This is a genomic window from Pseudomonas sp. S2_B10 (assembly GCF_054668425.1).
Genome location: NZ_CP162768.1, coordinates 1,553,882 through 1,570,189, shown reverse-complemented (window position 1 = coordinate 1,570,189; position 16,308 = coordinate 1,553,882). Strand labels below are relative to the sequence as shown.

The following is a 16,308-nucleotide window of genomic DNA, read 5'->3' as shown; positions in this document are numbered from 1 at the left end:
GAATCGCTCAGGCCCTTGTCATTTGAGCCCGAGGAAAAGTCATGAGCGATCCACTGGACAAAGCCACTTCCAAAGCGCCCGCCACTCTCGGCGAGGGTTGCCTGAGTCGTTACGACCCGGATGACATGAGCCCGGACGACGGCACCGAATTCCCCGGTGCCGCCGAGCTTTGGGAGCAGCTCCAGCAAGAGCAGGACGAACCTAAGAAGCCTGCCTGACGTTCATCAACTTCTTCAGCAACGGCTTGCCCAGCATCAACACGAACACCGGGCCGCCAACCAGCAGATAGAAGTAATACGTCACCACGCGCCAGATCAGGATCGCCGCCGCTGCGGTGGATTTGCCCACCATCGGCGCGAGCAGCGCAGCCGAGGTCAGCTCTGCCGCACCGGCACCGCCGGGTAACAGACTGAACTGGCCGGCGCCCAGCGAGAGCATCTGCACCAGAAAGCTCCACGCCCACTGCAAATCCGCGCCGAGCCCGCGCAGGGCCAGATACAGCACGCTGTAGCGCAGCAGCCAGTGCACGCAGGTCAGGGCGAACACCTGAACCAGCGTCTGCCAGGGCAACTTCAAGGTATCGGTAAACGCTGCGAGAAAGTGCAGCAACTTGCGCGCCCAGCGTCGACGAGTGCGTGCCGTCACGTTCATTCCTGCCAACAGCCGCCCGCTCAGGCGAATCAACGCTCGGTGATAACGCGCGATCAACACGCAACTGAACAACCCCCCAAACAACGAAACGGCGCTGACGGTCAGCAGCCACTCGAGGCGATCGCTCAGGTGCTGGAACAGCGCATAGATCAGAATCCCGCTGAGTGCGCAGAGAAAGAACAGCAGATCGCTGAGCTGATCCATGGCAAACACCGCGCTGCCCCGCGCCGGACGCACGCCGCACCGGGCGAGCAATGCCATGATCGTCAGCGGTCCGCCACTACCGCCGGGCGTGGCGCAGTACGCGAACTCGGCCGCCATCACCACGCCGAGGCTTTTCAAGGGCGCGACTTTTTCTCGCTGGTCGCCGAGCAACAAACGCAAGCGCAGCGTATTGATCCCCCAGCAGAGCAGAATCATGCCGAACATGATCAACAGCCAGTGCAGCGGAAAACTGCGCAGGCGCGACCACGTCTCGCCGCCGCCGAGCAGTACCGGAATCAGCACCGCCGCCAGCAGGCCGATCAGCAACAACAGGCTGCGCTTCATGCTGCGCGTTCCAGCTGACCGCGCTGTCGGGCCAGCCAGTCGATCTTGGTCAGCGGCACGCGTCCCTCCGCCAGCAGTCGTTGCAGCGTGTGCAACCAGTAATCGCGAGAAAACCGGTGACGCATGTCCACCGGATGCAGGCCCAGACGAATCACCGATGCCTCGCGCCAGCGCTGTTCACGCTGGTCGCTGACGATTTTCGACACGCCGCGCCGCCAGGCACTGCGCGCACTCCACACCAGCCCCGGTGCATCTATGGCGCTGAAGTCGGGCAAGCGATAAAGATGCTGCGGATCGCTGGTGTAGCTGAGCGGTAATTCGCGCAAGGCCTGACGGGTGCCGTCGCTCATCAGCCAGGCCGGGGCGACGAAACCCTGCACCGGCCAGTCGTAGCGCTGAAACATGTCCAGACCTGCGTGCAGGCGGGCAAGGGCAGCTTCGCGGGACAGGCGGTAAAACTCGCCTTCATGGGTGTAGACCCGGCGCATGAACCAGTCGCGCGGGGTGTTTGGCATGGGTTCCTGATCGTCGTGGTAGTAGCCGTGCAGCGCCAGTTCATCGCCTCGGGCGACCCTGGCATCGAGCACTCGGCGAAACGCCGGGTTGGCGTCAAGCGCATCGTGGCGATGGAAATCCGGCACCACCAGCCACGTCATCGGCACATCACCCAAGGCATCGACAGCCTCGACGAAGGGCTGGTAATCCGCCCACGTCGAGGGCGCCACATCATGCAACACCAGACATACGGCTTTCATGTGTTCAACCATTGGCCACCCGGGGCAGCGTATGGCCGAGCACGGCGTGATAGTGGCTGAGCAGGCTGTCGACCACGGTGTCCCAGGCATAACGCCGTTCGACGTGCTGGCGCGCCTGTTGACCGAGGCGGGCGCAGCCGCGACTGAACAGCTCGCGCACGGCATTGGCCATGGCCTGCGGATTGTTCGGCGCACAGAGCAGGCCGCAGGAATCGTTGACGATCTCTTCAAACGCCCCGGCCGCCACCGCCACCACGGGAATGCCGCAGGCCATGGCCTCAAGGATGACCAGGCCGAAGGTTTCCTGGTCGCCGGCATGCAGCAGCGCATCGGCGCTGGCCATCAGCCGCGCGACTTTCGGCGCCGGGCAGAATTCGTCGATGACGCTGACGTTGTCCGGCACCGCCGCAGGCATCGACGAGCCGACCAACAACAAGTGATAGCGCGGACCGAGGCGTTGCATGCACTTGAGCAGCACCGGCAGGTTTTTCTCCTTGGAACCGCGCCCGGCAAAGATCAGCAGGCGCGTGTCTTCGGCAATGCCCAGCTCGGCCCGCAGCCCGGGGTCGCGGGCGTCGGGATGGAAGGTGTGCAGATCCACGCCTAGCGGTTGCACATGGACATTGCGTACACCAAGCCCGATGAGCTTGTCGGCCATGACCTGGCTCGGCGCGAGAACGCGGTCGAAATTGCCGTAGAGACGCGTGACATAAGCCTCGACATTCGGTGTGACCCAATGGCCCATGCGATTGCCCGCCAGCAGCGGCAGATCCGAGTGATAAAAGCCGATCACCGGAACGTCCAGCTGCCGCCGCGCATCCAGCGCCGCCCATGCGGTGAGGTAGGGATCGCCGACTTCGATCAGATCCGGCTGCAGATCCTGCAGGACGTTTCGCCATGGCGCCAGCCGCAGCGGGAAGCGATAGCCTTTGCCAAAGGGCAGGGCGGGCGCTGGAACCGTATAAATGCCGTCATGTTCACCCAGTCTCGCGCCGGGGATCAGCAGGCTGTGGCGAATGGCGTTGCGCTCGCCAAGGCGACGGTGTTTGGCATCCAGATAAGTCCGCACGCCTCCGCTGGCCGGGGCGTAGAACATGGTGATGTCGGCGATATGCACGGTGAGCAACCCTCCGCTGTGTTGTTCTCCCTTGATTGACCGTTATCCAGAATAGATGTTCGGTCGGGATTGCGCGGTGGGGTGTCACTCGGGTTTTGTTGAAACGTAGATATTCGCGAGCAGGCTCGCTCCCACAATGGAGTGCATTTTCCCTGTGGGAGCGAGCCTGCTCGCGAAGCGGCCAGTCGTCGCAGCTTAAATCCTGAAGCTGCCAACCAACTGTTTGAGACGCGAAGCCTGCTGCTCCAGATCCGAACAAGCGCGCAACGTCGCTTGCAGGTTCTCCACGCCTTCCTGGTTCAGCGTGTTGATCTCGGTGATATCGACATTGATCGACTCGACCACAGCGGTTTGTTCTTCGGTCGCTGTCGCCACCGACTGGTTCATCCCGTCAATCTCGCCAATGCGCAGGGTCACGCTGTTCAGGCGTTCGCCGGCGAGGTTGGCGATCTCGACGCTGTCCTGGCTGTGACGCTGGCTATCGCTCATGGTGCTCACCGACTCACGGGCGCCGACTTGCAGCTCCTCGATCATGGTCTGCACCTGTTGGGCCGATTCCTGAGTGCGGTGCGCGAGGTTGCGCACTTCGTCGGCCACCACGGCAAAACCACGACCGGCCTCACCGGCGCGTGCCGCTTCGATCGCCGCGTTCAGCGCCAACAGGTTGGTCTGCTGGGAAATGCTGGTGATCACTTCGAGAATCTGGCCGATGTTGACGGTCTTGCTGTTCAGCGACTCGATGTTGGTGCTCGACGCGCTGAGCATGCTCGACAGCTGGTTCATCGCTTTGATGCTGCGCTCCACCACTTGCTGGCCATCTTCGGCCAGACCCCGGGCGTCGCTGGCCTGATTCGACGCTTGCGCGGCGTTGCGGGCGATTTCCTGGGCGGCGGCGCCGAGCTGATTGATCGCGGCGGCAACACTGCTGGTGCGCGAAGCTTGCTGGTCGGAGTTGTACATCGACGAGTTCGACGCAGCGACCACGCGCAGGGCGACCTCGTTGACCTGGCCGGTGGCCGAGGACACTTCGCGGATCGAACCGTGAATACGCTCGACGAAGCGGTTGAATGCGGTGCCGAGGATGCCGAATTCATCGTTATTGACGATGTTCAGGCGTTTGGTCAGGTCGCCTTCGCCGTCGGCGATGTCTTCCATGGCGCGGGTCATCACGTGCAGCGGCTGGATCAGCAGGCGGATGAGCATGCCGAGCAGGGCAATGATGATTACCACGGCAATGATGGTTGCGATTACCGCTGAGGTGCGGAATTCGCTGAGCATCGCGTAGGCCTGGTCTTTATCGATCGACAGACCGATGTACCAGTTCACCGACGGCAGGCCCTTGATCGGGGCGAAGGTGACGATGCGGGTTTTGCCGTCGACGCTCACTTCGCTGAAATCGCTGCTGATGCGCGGCGTGTCTTGTGGGTAGGCTTCTTTGAGCGACTTCATTACCAGGGCCTTGTCCGGGTGGACGAGGATCTTGCCGTCAGCGCTGATCAGAAACGCATAGCCCATGCCGTCGAAATCCCGCGCGGCGAGGGTGTCGATCAGCGATTGCAGGCTGAGGTCGCCGCCGACCACGCCGACGCTCTGCCCGGCCTTTTTCGACGCGGTGGCGATGGAAATGATCAACTGGCCGGTGGCCGCATCGATGTAGGGTTCGGTCAGGGTCGACGTGCTGCTGCTTTCGGCACCTTTATACCAAGGGCGCACGCGCGGATCGAAACCGTCCGGCATCTTCACGTCCGGGCGGATGGTGAAGTGGCCAGTGGCATCGCCCAGGTAGGTGGCCATGAACGTCGAGGTCAGGCTTTTCTGTTCCAGCAGGCTGGCGACCGTGGCAGGTTCCGGGTTGATGGCGATGTTCTGCGCGGCGTTCTCGATCAGCAGAATGCGCCCGCTGAGCCAGGTCTGGATGTTGCCGGCGGTGACCTCGCCCATTTCATTGAGGTAGTTGTTCAGATCATCGCGGATCGCATTGCGCTGCAGCCAGTCGTTGTACAACGTGAACGAGGCAAAAGCGGCAATGACGATGAGAGCGGCGGCAAGCAAAATCTTATGGCTGAAGCGCAGGTTTTTGTTCATGGCTTGGGGTTCCGCTAAGGTCTTAATGTCCTGGGCGTGCTTTGATAGAGACGCGCACTATGGGCAAGGTTGAAAAATTGATATTTCCGGCTCTCCTTAGGGAAATGTCCGACCCGGTTTTCTGGCGGGTCTGTCCAATTTATGTATCGGCCATGTGTCATCAAAGATTAACCATTGGGTGAGAAAATGCCTGACTCCTCGCAACTCGTTATCGGCGCTGATCCGGCCGCGCAACCCATCGCTCAGGCCATGCGCCTGGCCAACCGCCACGGCCTGATCGCCGGCGCCACCGGCACCGGTAAAACCGTGACGTTGCAGCGCCTGGCCGAAGCGTTCAGCGACGCCGGTGTGGCAGTGTTCGCTGCCGACATCAAGGGCGACCTGTGCGGCCTCGGTGCTGCCGGCAACCCGCAGGGCAAAGTGGCCGAGCGCATCGCCGGCATGCCCTGGCTCGGTCACACGCCGCAGGCTTATCCCGTGACGCTGTGGGACATCCACGGCGAATCCGGACATCCGCTGCGCACCACGCTGAGCGAAATGGGTCCGCTACTGATCGGCAGCCTGCTCGAGCTGACCGACAGTCAGCAGTCGGCGCTTTACGCGGCCTTCAAGGTGGCGGATCGCGAAGGGCTGTTGCTGCTGGATCTCAAGGATCTGAAAGCGCTGCTCAATCACCTCAAGGACAATCCACAGTTGCTCGGCGAAGACGCCGCGCTGATGACCACCGGTTCCAGCCAGGCGCTGCTGCGCCGGTTGGCGACGCTGGAACAGCAGGGCGCCGAAGCCCTGTTCGGCGAGCCGGCGCTGCAACTCGAAGACATTCTGCAACCGGGCGCCGATGGCCGTGGACGTATCCATCTGCTCGATGCCAGTCGGCTGGTGCACGAGGCGCCGAAGGTTTACGCAACGTTCCTGCTGTGGCTGCTGGCCGAGTTGTTCGAGCAACTGCCCGAGCGCGGCGACGCCGACAAGCCGCTGCTGGCGCTGTTTTTCGACGAGGCGCACTTGCTGTTCAGCGACACGCCCAAAGCTCTGCAAGAACGGCTCGAGCAAGTGGTGCGTTTGATTCGTTCCAAAGGCGTTGGCGTGTATTTCGTCACCCAGTCGCCGGCGGATCTGCCGGATGACGTGCTGGCGCAGTTGGGCTTGCGTATTCAACACGGTCTGCGTGCGTTCACCGCCAAAGAGCAGAAATCCCTGCGCGCCGTGGCGGATGGCTTTCGGCCGAATCCGGCGTTCGACAGTCTGTCGGTACTGACTGAGTTAGGTATTGGTGAGGCGTTGGTGGGCACCTTGACCGAGAAGGGCACGCCGGAAATGGTCCAGCGTGTGTTGGTGGCGCCGCCGCAATCGCGGATCGGCCCGCTGACTGAAACCGAGCGCACCGTGCTGATCGCCGGCTCGCCGTTCAAGGGCCGTTATGACAAGCCGATCGATCGCGAGTCGGCCTATGAAATCCTGATGGGACGCAAAGGGCTGGCGCCCGAGGCTGAAACACCAGCGGGCAAACCAGCGGCCGCAGAGCCAAGCCTGGCTGACCGCGCTGGCGAATTCCTCGGCACGGCGGCAGGGCAGGCGCTGAAATCGGCGATGCGCCAGGCGGCCAATAATCTCGGCAAGCAGTTGGTGCGGGGGTTGATGGGTTCTTTATTGGGTGGCAGCAAGCGCCGCTGATCTCAGGCGAATCGAAGATCAAAACTGTGGGAGCGAGCCTGCTCGCGAAAGCGCTGTGTCATTCAACATCAATGTCGTCTGACACGGCCTCTTCGCGAGCAGGCTCGCTCCCACACGGAATGGTGTGCGCGGTCAGGTCTTGCTTTTGGCATGCGCCGCCAGCCGCTCCAGCGCCGCGCGCAATCCCGGATCGCTGATCCCGTCGGCCGTCGACTGAATCGTCTCTGCCGCACTGCTCGACAGATCCATGGTGTGCCCAACCGCCCGATGCTGCACGATCGGCGGGCGCACGCTGAATTTGATCCGCGTCAGGTTGGCGAACTCTTCGAACAACTGCAGTTGTCGTTGCAGACGTTTCTGCTGATAGCGCAGGCGCGTTGCCCAATGGCCGTCAGTGACCACCAGCGACAGCTCGCCTTCGCGCCACTTGGCCACCCGGCAATGCTCGCGGGCAGCCGGTTGCAGCTGACTTTCGAGCAGGCGCTGCAAATGCTCCAGACGCTGGGCATGGCCGAGGATGGCTTTCAGCGGTTTGGCTTCACGTAACAGAGCGGCGGGTGCTCTGGCCGTGAGAGGGCGAAACGCCATGATCGAACACCTGAAGGAACAGAGGCGCCATGGTAGCAGAAAGCTGCGGAACCTCTGGGCCATTGCTTTTGTCCCTGATTTGCTCATTAAATCAACGCCTGACTTCTTTCCCCCGACGGGTTGAAGTTGAGCAAAACGCCCCTATTTTAAGTGAGCCCCGTCAAAGCGCAGTGCCAGCATCGTGGAACATCGCCACTTTCCTCACCACCGTTTCCGGGTAGAATGCTCGTTCGCATGCGGCCATGAGGGCTGCACGGGCGACTCACGGGGCCGCCCTCCATCCCTTTAGTGTGGAAGATCCTGCCGATATGTTTGCGCCTTTGTTAAAGAAACTTTTTGGAAGCAAGAACGAGCGTGAAGTCAAACGCATGCTCAAGACGGTGCAGCTCGTCAATGCCTTCGAAGAGCAAATGGTGGCCCTTTCGGACGATCAATTGCGCGCCAAGACCGCCGAGTTCAAGGCCCGTATCGCCAAAGGGGAGACCCTCGACAAGCTGTTGCCGGAAGCCTTCGCCGTCGCCCGCGAGGCCGGCAAGCGTGTGATGGGCATGCGCCACTTCGACGTGCAACTCGTCGGCGGCATGACCTTGCACGAAGGCAAGATCGCCGAAATGCGCACCGGTGAGGGCAAGACCCTCGTGGCCACCCTGGGTGTTTACCTCAACGCACTGTCCGGCAAGGGCGTGCACGTTGTGACCGTGAACGACTACCTGGCCCGCCGTGATGCCAACTGGATGCGCCCGCTGTATGAATTCCTCGGCCTGACCGTCGGCGTCGTGACGCCGTTCCAGCCGCCGGAAGAAAAGCGTGCCGCCTACGCCGCCGACATCACCTACGGCACCAACAACGAATTCGGTTTCGACTACCTGCGCGACAACATGGCGTTCAGCATGGATGAAAAATTCCAGCGCGAACTCAACTTTGCCGTGATCGACGAAGTCGACTCCATCCTCATCGACGAAGCGCGTACTCCGCTGATCATTTCCGGTCAGGCCGAGGACAGCTCCAAGCTGTACATGGAGATCAACAAACTGATCCCGCAGCTGGAACTGCACGTCGAGGAAGTCGAAGGCCAGGTCACCAAGGCCGGCCACTACACCGTTGACGAAAAGACCCGTCAGGTCGAACTCAACGAAGCCGGTCACCAGTTCATCGAAGAAATGCTCACCCGCGTCGGCCTGCTGGCCGAAGGCGAGAGCCTGTACTCGGCGCACAACCTTGGCCTGCTGACCCACGTCTACGCCGGTCTGCGTGCGCACAAGCTGTTCAATCGCAACATTGAATACATCGTGCAGGACGGTCAGGTCGTACTGGTCGACGAACACACCGGTCGTACCATGCCGGGTCGTCGTCTGTCCGAAGGCCTGCACCAGGCCATCGAAGCCAAGGAAGGTCTGAACATTCAGGCCGAGAGCCAGACCCTCGCCTCGACCACTTTCCAGAACTACTTCCGTCTGTACACCAAGCTGTCCGGCATGACCGGTACCGCCGACACCGAAGCGTTCGAATTCCACCAGATCTATGGTCTGGAAGTTATGGTCATTCCGCCGAACAAACCGTTGGCGCGTAAAGACTACAACGACCTGGTGTTCCTCACCGCCGAAGAGAAATACGCGGCGATCGTCGCGGACATCAAGGAAAGCATGGCCGCCGGTCGTCCGGTGCTGGTGGGTACCGCGACCATCGAGACGTCTGAGCACATGTCCGAATTGCTCGTCAAAGAAGGCATCGAACACAAGGTTCTCAACGCCAAGTTCCACGAAAAAGAAGCTGAGATCATCGCTCAGGCCGGTCGTCCGGGTGCGCTGACCATCGCCACCAACATGGCCGGTCGTGGTACCGACATCCTGTTGGGCGGCAACTGGGAAGTGGAAGTCGCTTCGCTGGAGAACCCGACTCCTGAGCAGATCGCGCAGATCAAGGCCGACTGGCAGAAGCGTCACCAGCAAGTATTGGAATCCGGCGGCTTGCAGGTAATTGCTTCCGAGCGTCACGAATCGCGCCGTATCGACAACCAGCTGCGTGGCCGTGCCGGCCGTCAGGGCGATGCCGGTTCGAGCCGCTTCTACCTGTCGCTGGAAGACAGCCTGATGCGCATCTTCGCCTCCGACCGCGTGAAGAACTTCATGAAAGCCCTGGGCATGCAGCCGGGCGAAGCGATCGAGCACCGTATGGTGACCAACGCGATCGAGAAGGCGCAGCGCAAGGTTGAAGGCCGCAACTTCGACATCCGTAAGCAACTGCTCGAGTTCGACGACGTCAACAACGAACAGCGTAAAGTGATCTATCACATGCGTAACACGTTGCTGGCCGCTGACAACATCGGTGAGACCATCGCCGACTTCCGTCAGGACGTGCTCAACGCTACCGTCAGCGCGCACATTCCGCCGCAATCGCTGCCAGAGCAGTGGGACGTGGCCGGTCTGGAAGCGTCGATCGAAAGCGATTTCGGCGTGAAACTGCCGATCCAGCAATGGCTCGACGAAGACGATCACCTGTACGAAGAAACCCTGCGCGAGAAGCTCATGACCGAGCTGATGGCGGCGTACAACGAGAAAGAAGACCAGGCCGGTGCCGAGGCGCTGCGCTCGTTCGAGAAGCAGATCGTCCTGCGCGTACTCGACGACCTGTGGAAAGATCATCTGTCGACCATGGATCACCTGCGTCACGGCATTCACTTGCGTGGCTATGCGCAGAAGAACCCGAAGCAGGAATACAAGCGCGAATCCTTCACACTGTTCTCCGAGCTCCTCGATTCGATCAAGCGCGACTCGATCCGCGTGCTCTCGCATGTTCAGGTTCGTCGCGAAGATCCGGAAGCCGAAGAGCAACGTCTGCGTCAGGAGGCCGAAGCACTGGCGGCGCGCATGCAGTTCGAGCACGCCGAAGCGCCTGGCCTGGATCAGCCGGAAGCGCTGGGTGAAGAGGTCGATGTGGCACTGGCCACCGCCGCTGCCCCGGTTCGCAACGAGCAGAAGCTGGGCCGCAACGAACTGTGCTACTGCGGTTCGGGCAAGAAATACAAGCATTGCCACGGGCAGATCCAGTAAAACCCGTTTCAATCGCTGAACACCCCGCGCCGCGACCGGCTCCTGCCGTCGCGGCGTTTTGCCATTTATCCCACCGTCCTTTCCCGTGGCGGTGCTGACATCATTGAGTAAGGAGCGCATTCATGGCTGTTGGTCTTGGTCCTTTGCCAACGTTGCACCCGGTTGCCGGTTTTGAACTCGGTATCGCCTCGGCCGGCATCAAGCGCCCGGGGCGCAAGGATGTAGTGGTGATGCGCTGTGCTGAAGGTTCCACCGTGGCTGGCGTGTTCACCCTGAACGCGTTCTGCGCCGCACCAGTGATCCTGGCGAAAAAGCGCGTGCACAATGCCGTGCGTTACTTGCTGACCAATACCGGCAATGCCAACGCCGGTACCGGCGAGCCTGGCTTGGCGGCTGCCGAGCGCACCACCGCTAAGTTGGCCGAGCTGACCGGCGTCGATGCCAGCCAGATTCTGCCGTATTCCACTGGCGTGATCGGCGAGCCGCTGCCGGTCGAGAAGATCGAAGGCGCACTGCAAGCCGCGCTGGATGATCTGTCGGAGAACAACTGGGAAGCCGCGGCCACCGGGATCATGACCACCGACACCCTGCCCAAGGGCGCCAGCCGCCAGTTCGAGCATGACGGCGTGACCGTCACTGTCACCGGCATCAGCAAAGGCGCCGGCATGATTCGGCCGAACATGGCGACCATGCTGGGTTACATCGCCACCGACGCCAAAGTCTCCCGCGAGGTGCTGCACAACCTGATGCTCGACGGCGCCAACAAGTCGTTCAACCGCATCACCATCGACGGCGACACCTCGACCAACGACTGCTGCATGCTGATCGCTACAGGCAAGGCCGCGCTGCCCGAGATCACCCGCGCTGAAGGCGAGCTGTTCGCCAAGCTGAAACAAGCGGTGTTCGAAGTGTGCATGGACGTCGCCCAGGCCATCGTGCGTGACGGCGAAGGCGCGACCAAATTCGTTACCGTTGAAGTGAATGGCGGCGGCAACCATCAGGAATGCCTGGACGTCGGTTACACCGTGGCCCACTCGCCGCTGATCAAGACCGCGCTGTTCGCCTCTGACCCGAACTGGGGCCGTATCCTCGCTGCCGTGGGCCGTGCCGGCGTGCCGGATCTGGACGTGAGCAAGATCGACGTGTTCCTCGGCGACGTGTGCATCGCCAGCCGTGGCGCCCGCGCCGCGACCTACACTGAAGCCCAGGGCTCGGCGGTGATGCAGCAGGAAGAAATCACCATCCGCATCGAACTGGGCCGCGGCGATTGCAGCGAAACCATCTGGACCACCGACCTGTCGCATGAGTACGTGAAGATCAACGCTGAATACCGTACTTGATTCAAGGTGTGGGAGTGGGCTGCCGGCCTCTTCGCGGGCAAGCCCGCTCCCACAGTGATTGCGGTCGTTCACAAATGCCGTGTACACCACCAAAACCTGTGGGAGCGGGCTTGCCCGCGATGACGGACGACCAGACGCCAGACATTCTGGATTGTTTCCCTGACGAAAAGGCGCCACACCATGTCCCTGCACCTGATCATCGGCGACAAACTGCTTTCCTCCTGGTCCCTGCGTGCGGCACTGGCGCTGGACCTGACCGGCGCACCCTACAGCGAAGAGCTGATCAAGCTCGGCAAACCCGACACCCGCGAGCGCCTGCTCAAGCACTCGCCGACCGGCAAGGTGCCGCTGCTGCATACCACCCGTGGCACCATCGCCGATTCGCTGGCCATTGCTGAGTACCTCGCTGAGCAGTTTCCGTCCGAGCAACTCTGGCCGAGCGATACCTTTGCCCGCGCCCAGGCCCGCTCGGCCTGCGCACAAATGCACAGCGGCTTCTTCGCCATGCGTAACCACATGCCGTTCAACCTGAGCCAGGACGCACCGCTGAACCCGGTGCCGCCAGAAGTGAAGGTCGATATCGAACGCATGCTCGCGCTGTGGGCCGAATGCCGCGCGGCAGCGACGGAAGAGGGGCCGTACCTGTTCGGTCGTGTCAGCCTTGCCGATGCCTTTTTTGCGCCGATCGCCGTGCGCTTGCGCACCTATCAGGTGAAGCTGCCGGCGGTCGACGAAGCCTATGTTGAAACCATCTACCAATGGCCCGCCTTCAAAGCGTGGCAAAAGGCTGGACTGGAGGAATTGAACCCGTGAAACGCGTCCACGTCGCCGCTGCCGTCATTCGTGACGGCGCCGGCAAAATCCTTATCGCCCGCCGTGCCGACACCCAGCATCAAGGCGGCTTGTGGGAGTTTCCCGGTGGCAAGGTCGAGGCTGACGAGTCTGTCGAATCGGCACTGGCTCGCGAGCTGCACGAAGAGCTGGGCATCATCGTTGATGCTGCGCGGCCGCTGATCAAGGTTCGCCACGATTACCCGGACAAACAGGTCTTGCTGGATGTCTGGGAAGTCTCGGCGTTCAGTGGCGAACCCCACGGCGCTGAAGGCCAGCCACTGGCCTGGGTCACTGCCAGGGAATTGATTGACTATGAGTTTCCGGCGGCCAATCAGCCGATCGTCGCGGCGGCGCGCTTGCCTGCCGAATACTTGATCACTCCCGAAGATCTGGAAGGCCCGGCCTTGTTGCGCGGCATCCAGAAAGCGATTGCCGGCGGAATCAAATTGATCCAGCTGCGCGCACCCAACGGCTACGACCCGAAATACCGGGATCTGGCGGTGGATGCGGTGGGCCTGTGCGCCGGCAAGGCGCAGTTGATGATCAAAGGGCCTTTCGAATGGCTCGGCGATTTCCCGTCTGCCGGATGGCACATCACCGCTGCCCAACTGCGTAAATACGCAGCGGCAGGACGTCCGTTGCCGGCGGAGCGCTGGCTCGCGGCGTCCTGCCATGACGCCGAAGAACTGGCGCTGGCCGAGCAGATGGGCGTTGATTTCGTCACTCTGTCGCCGGTGCAGCCGACGCTGACGCACCCGGATGCGCAGCCGTTGGGGTGGGAGCAGGCACAGGCGTTGATTGACGGTTTCAGTAAACCGGTGTTTCTGCTCGGTGGAGTAGGGCCGGCGGAACGCGAGAAAGCCTGGAGTGCTGGGGCTCAGGGTGTGGCGGGGATTCGGGCGTTCTGGCCTGATCCAGTGTAAGGGCTACCGACCTCTTCGCGAGCAGGCTCGCTCCCACAGTGGATTGCATTTCTCCAGTCAGAATGCAGTCAAATGTGGGAGCGAGCCTGCTCGCGAAGGCGCCCTGACAGGCGCTACTTTCCTCCAGGTTTCGCCGCCGGCTGCCACAAAATCTCCGCCACCCCTTGCCGCCGCGCAATCAACCGCGCCACAACAAACAGCAAATCCGACAACCGATTGATATACGCCAGGCCAACCCCGGCCAACGGCTCCAGCGCATTCAAATGCTGACAGCGCCGCTCGGCACTGCGCGCCAGACTGCGGCAGACATGTGCCTGCGCAATCAACATCGAACCACCCGGCAAGATGAAGTTTTCCAGCGGCCCCAGCTCTTCATTCCACACATCGATGGCCGCTTCCAGCCGCTCGATTTCGGCCTCGTTCAACGCCTGATATTCAGGCATCGCCAGTTCGCCACCGAGGTCGAACAGGCGATGCTGACAAGGCGCCAACACTTCGATGATTTCATTCAGCGCCGGATGCACTTCGCGCTCGGCGAGCAAACCGGCGAGCAACACGCCGACCTGACTGTTCAGCGTATCGACCTCGCCGATCGCCTCGATGCGCGGGTGATCCTTGGGGACGCGACGGCCGTCACCGAGGCCGGTTTCGCCTTTGTCGCCGGTGCGGGTGTAGATCTTCGACAAGCGAAAGCCCATGGGTTACCTCGGTAGTGAATTGGTTTCGGTGGTCAACGGCGCAGGCTGCACCAGCGGCAGACGCAGAGTGAAGCAAGTGCCCTGGCCGGGCGCCGACTGCACTTCCATCTGGCCTTTGTGATTGTTGGTGATGATGAAGTACGACACCGACAGACCAAGCCCCGTGCCCTGGCCGATTTCCTTGGTGGTAAAGAACGGCTCGAAAGTGCGCTTGCGCACGTTCTCGCTCATGCCGATGCCGTTGTCCTCGACCTGAATCTCGGCCCACGGCGGATTGAGTCTGGTACGCAAAATGATCCGGCCCGGCTCGCTGTCGTCTTCGCGCTGATGAATCGCCTGCGCGGCATTTTTCAGCAGATTGAGCAGCACCTGTTCCAGTTCGTTGGCGGTGCCCGGCACTGGACCCAGTGCCGGGTCGAACTGGCGGATGATCGCCTGGCCCTTGAAGTCGAAACCGATGGCCAGATCGAAGTCGTTGCCGGCGATCTCAACGGCTTGATCGATCAGCGCCGGCAGATCGCAGGGCGCCATTTGCCGGGTGCTGCGGCGGCTGAAGCTGAGCATGTGCGTGACGATTTTCGCCGCGCGGGCGCCGGCCTGTTGAATGCCGTCGAGCAGTTGCGGGACTTCGCGGCCTTGCAGGTAGCGGTTCACAGTGTCCAGTTCGATGCCCAGTTGTTCGGCAGTCTCGATGTTCTTCGGCAGATCCGCCGACAGACGCCGGCGAATGTTCTGCACGTTGTGCAGGATCGCGCCGAGCGGGTTGTTGATTTCGTGGGCCATGCCGGCCGCGAGGCCACCGACCGAGAGCATCTTCTCCGACTGCACCATCATTTCTTCCAGCGACAGACGCTGAGTGATGTCGTCGATACGGATCACCACGCCACGCCCGGCACCGCCCATCAGCGGATAAAACGTCAGCGCATAATGCTTGGGTTCATCGTCCTTGAACCAGGTTACCCGGTCGACTTTGGCCACGGTGTGCTGTTCGACGGTGGCCTTGAGCTGCGGCAAAAACGGCTTGAGCGGTTCGAAGGCGAGGAAGATCGGCTGGTTCAAAGCCTCATCCAGGCGTGTACCGGAGAGCGCGCTGGCCTCCTGGTTCCATTGAGTGACGTAGAGCTGCTCGTCGAGGGCGATCAGCGCCGAGGGCATCGAGTCGATGATGCTGTTGAGGTAATTCTGGAAGCCGGTGAGTTTCTTTTCGATCTTGCTGCGCACCTGGACTTCCAGTTCCAGTTTGCGGTTGGTGTGGCGGGTTTCCTCGGCCAGGCCTTGCGCCTGATCGTAGGCGGCCTGCGAGTCGTCGCGGGCGCGTTTCAATTGCTGCTCGCGGGCTTCGATGCGCGAAAGCATGGTGTTGAACGCCTCGGCCAGACTGCCGATTTCGTCGTGGTTGCCGCGCGCGGCGCGCAGGGCGTAGTTCTCTTCGCGGGTGACCTGCCGGGACAATTCCTCAAGCTGGTGAATCGGTCGGGTAATCAGACGTTTGATCTGCCGGGCGATGACCAGCCACAGCAAGACGCTGAAGATCAGGATGCCGAGGCTTGCGGTCAGAGTGCCGGTGTAGAACGCCATCGGCAGTTCGCTGCTGGCGACCAGCAACAGATGCCCCGGCGCGGCACCGGGGCGGGGCAGGGTGATCAGTTGGTTGCTGCGAAACTCGGTGAGTTGCCAGGCTTCGACATGGCGGTAGCGCTCGGGGAGGCTGAGTTTTTCGCCGCGCTGCACTTGCGCCAGGCGTTCACCCTTGCCGTCGTACAGGGCGGCGGCGCGCAGCGGTGAATAACTGTCGAGCTCCTTGAGCAGGCGCTCGGCGCTGCGCGGCGACTCCAGCGCATCGCTGACCAGACTCGGATTGGCGATCAGCCGGCCGATGGTCTGCAGGGCCTGTGGTGCCATGCTTTCCTGGGAAATGTAGTAGGCGGCGCTGATAAAGGTCAGGTTGGCGACCAGCAGAACCGTGGTTAACAACACCAGCAGGGCGGCCAGCAGTTTCTGGCCGACCGGCAGGTTTTCAAGGCGCTGGCGCAATGGCATCAGG

The 16,308-nt window shown here is 61.8% G+C and carries 13 protein-coding genes and 1 pseudogene; 6 read left to right on the top strand and 8 right to left on the bottom strand.

The window, feature by feature from the left end; translation table 11 throughout:
- Positions 1-41 precede the first annotated feature (41 nt).
- Positions 42-218, top strand: a complete 177-nt coding sequence (locus tag AB4O45_RS06970; RefSeq protein WP_016773478.1) for a hypothetical protein — start codon at positions 42-44, stop codon at positions 216-218.
- On the opposite strand, the gene AB4O45_RS06965 is transcribed toward AB4O45_RS06970, so the two are convergent.
- From AB4O45_RS06965 to AB4O45_RS06945, 5 genes and pseudogenes are all read right to left on the bottom strand, one after another.
- A complete protein-coding gene (locus tag AB4O45_RS06965; RefSeq protein WP_252878782.1) occupies positions 202-1,200 on the bottom strand; it encodes a lysylphosphatidylglycerol synthase transmembrane domain-containing protein in 999 nt (332 codons plus the stop codon). The two genes, AB4O45_RS06970 and AB4O45_RS06965, sit on opposite strands and share 17 nt — an antisense overlap.
- Entirely contained in the window at positions 1,197-1,967 is a 771-nt protein-coding gene (locus tag AB4O45_RS06960) for a DUF2334 domain-containing protein (RefSeq protein WP_406227245.1), read from the bottom strand. Before AB4O45_RS06960 ends, AB4O45_RS06965 begins: the two co-directional genes overlap by 4 nt.
- Positions 1,960-3,051: a glycosyltransferase family 4 protein gene (locus AB4O45_RS06955; RefSeq protein WP_460095546.1), complete on the bottom strand. Its 1,092-nt coding sequence runs from the start codon at positions 3,049-3,051 to the stop codon at positions 1,960-1,962. Before AB4O45_RS06955 ends, AB4O45_RS06960 begins: the two co-directional genes overlap by 8 nt.
- 216 nt (positions 3,052-3,267) lie before the next feature.
- Positions 3,268-4,032, bottom strand: coding sequence for a methyl-accepting chemotaxis protein (locus AB4O45_RS06950; RefSeq protein ID WP_425375757.1), 765 nt, complete (start codon positions 4,030-4,032; stop codon positions 3,268-3,270).
- Between the two features lie 141 nt (positions 4,033-4,173).
- Positions 4,174-5,013, bottom strand: a pseudogene (locus tag AB4O45_RS06945) (HAMP domain-containing protein); the annotation flags it as partial.
- Positions 5,014-5,343: 330 nt separating this feature from the next.
- On the opposite strand from AB4O45_RS06945, the gene AB4O45_RS06940 reads away from it, so the two are divergent.
- Positions 5,344-6,831 carry a helicase HerA-like domain-containing protein gene (locus tag AB4O45_RS06940; protein ID WP_460094846.1) on the top strand — a complete coding sequence of 496 codons (1,488 nt, stop codon included), beginning with the start codon at positions 5,344-5,346 and terminating at the stop codon, positions 6,829-6,831.
- 132 nt (positions 6,832-6,963) lie between these two features.
- Here the strand turns inward: AB4O45_RS06940 and AB4O45_RS06935 are convergent, their stop codons facing one another.
- Positions 6,964-7,419 carry a DUF721 domain-containing protein gene (locus AB4O45_RS06935; RefSeq protein ID WP_256809007.1) on the bottom strand — a complete coding sequence of 152 codons (456 nt, stop codon included), beginning with the start codon at positions 7,417-7,419 and terminating at the stop codon, positions 6,964-6,966.
- A gap of 308 nt (positions 7,420-7,727) precedes the next feature.
- Between AB4O45_RS06935 and secA the strand changes: the two genes are divergently transcribed.
- The 4 genes from secA (at position 7,728) to AB4O45_RS06915 (ending at position 13,566) form a co-directional block, all read left to right on the top strand.
- A complete protein-coding gene (gene secA / locus AB4O45_RS06930) occupies positions 7,728-10,469 on the top strand; it encodes a preprotein translocase subunit SecA (protein ID WP_038861039.1) in 2,742 nt (913 codons plus the stop codon).
- Positions 10,470-10,591: 122 nt separating this feature from the next.
- Complete coding sequence (gene argJ / locus AB4O45_RS06925) at positions 10,592-11,809, top strand: bifunctional glutamate N-acetyltransferase/amino-acid acetyltransferase ArgJ (RefSeq protein ID WP_423663378.1); 1,218 nt, start codon at positions 10,592-10,594, stop codon at positions 11,807-11,809.
- 180 nt (positions 11,810-11,989) lie between these two features.
- Complete coding sequence (locus tag AB4O45_RS06920; protein WP_056787884.1) at positions 11,990-12,622, top strand: glutathione S-transferase family protein; 633 nt, start codon at positions 11,990-11,992, stop codon at positions 12,620-12,622.
- Positions 12,619-13,566, top strand: a complete 948-nt coding sequence (locus tag AB4O45_RS06915; RefSeq protein WP_460161234.1) for a Nudix family hydrolase — start codon at positions 12,619-12,621, stop codon at positions 13,564-13,566. Before AB4O45_RS06920 ends, AB4O45_RS06915 begins: the two co-directional genes overlap by 4 nt.
- Positions 13,567-13,679: 113 nt before the next feature.
- Here AB4O45_RS06915 and AB4O45_RS06910 read toward each other — a convergent pair whose 3' ends face one another.
- Both AB4O45_RS06910 and AB4O45_RS06905 read right to left on the bottom strand, forming a co-directional pair.
- Positions 13,680-14,264, bottom strand: coding sequence for a cob(I)yrinic acid a,c-diamide adenosyltransferase (locus tag AB4O45_RS06910; protein ID WP_150637464.1), 585 nt, complete (start codon positions 14,262-14,264; stop codon positions 13,680-13,682).
- A 3-nt stretch (positions 14,265-14,267) separates the two neighbouring features.
- Positions 14,268-16,304 (bottom strand): sensor histidine kinase, encoded by a 2,037-nt coding sequence (locus AB4O45_RS06905; RefSeq protein WP_076563949.1) that lies wholly within the window; start codon positions 16,302-16,304, stop codon positions 14,268-14,270.
- Positions 16,305-16,308: the final 4 nt, after the last annotated feature.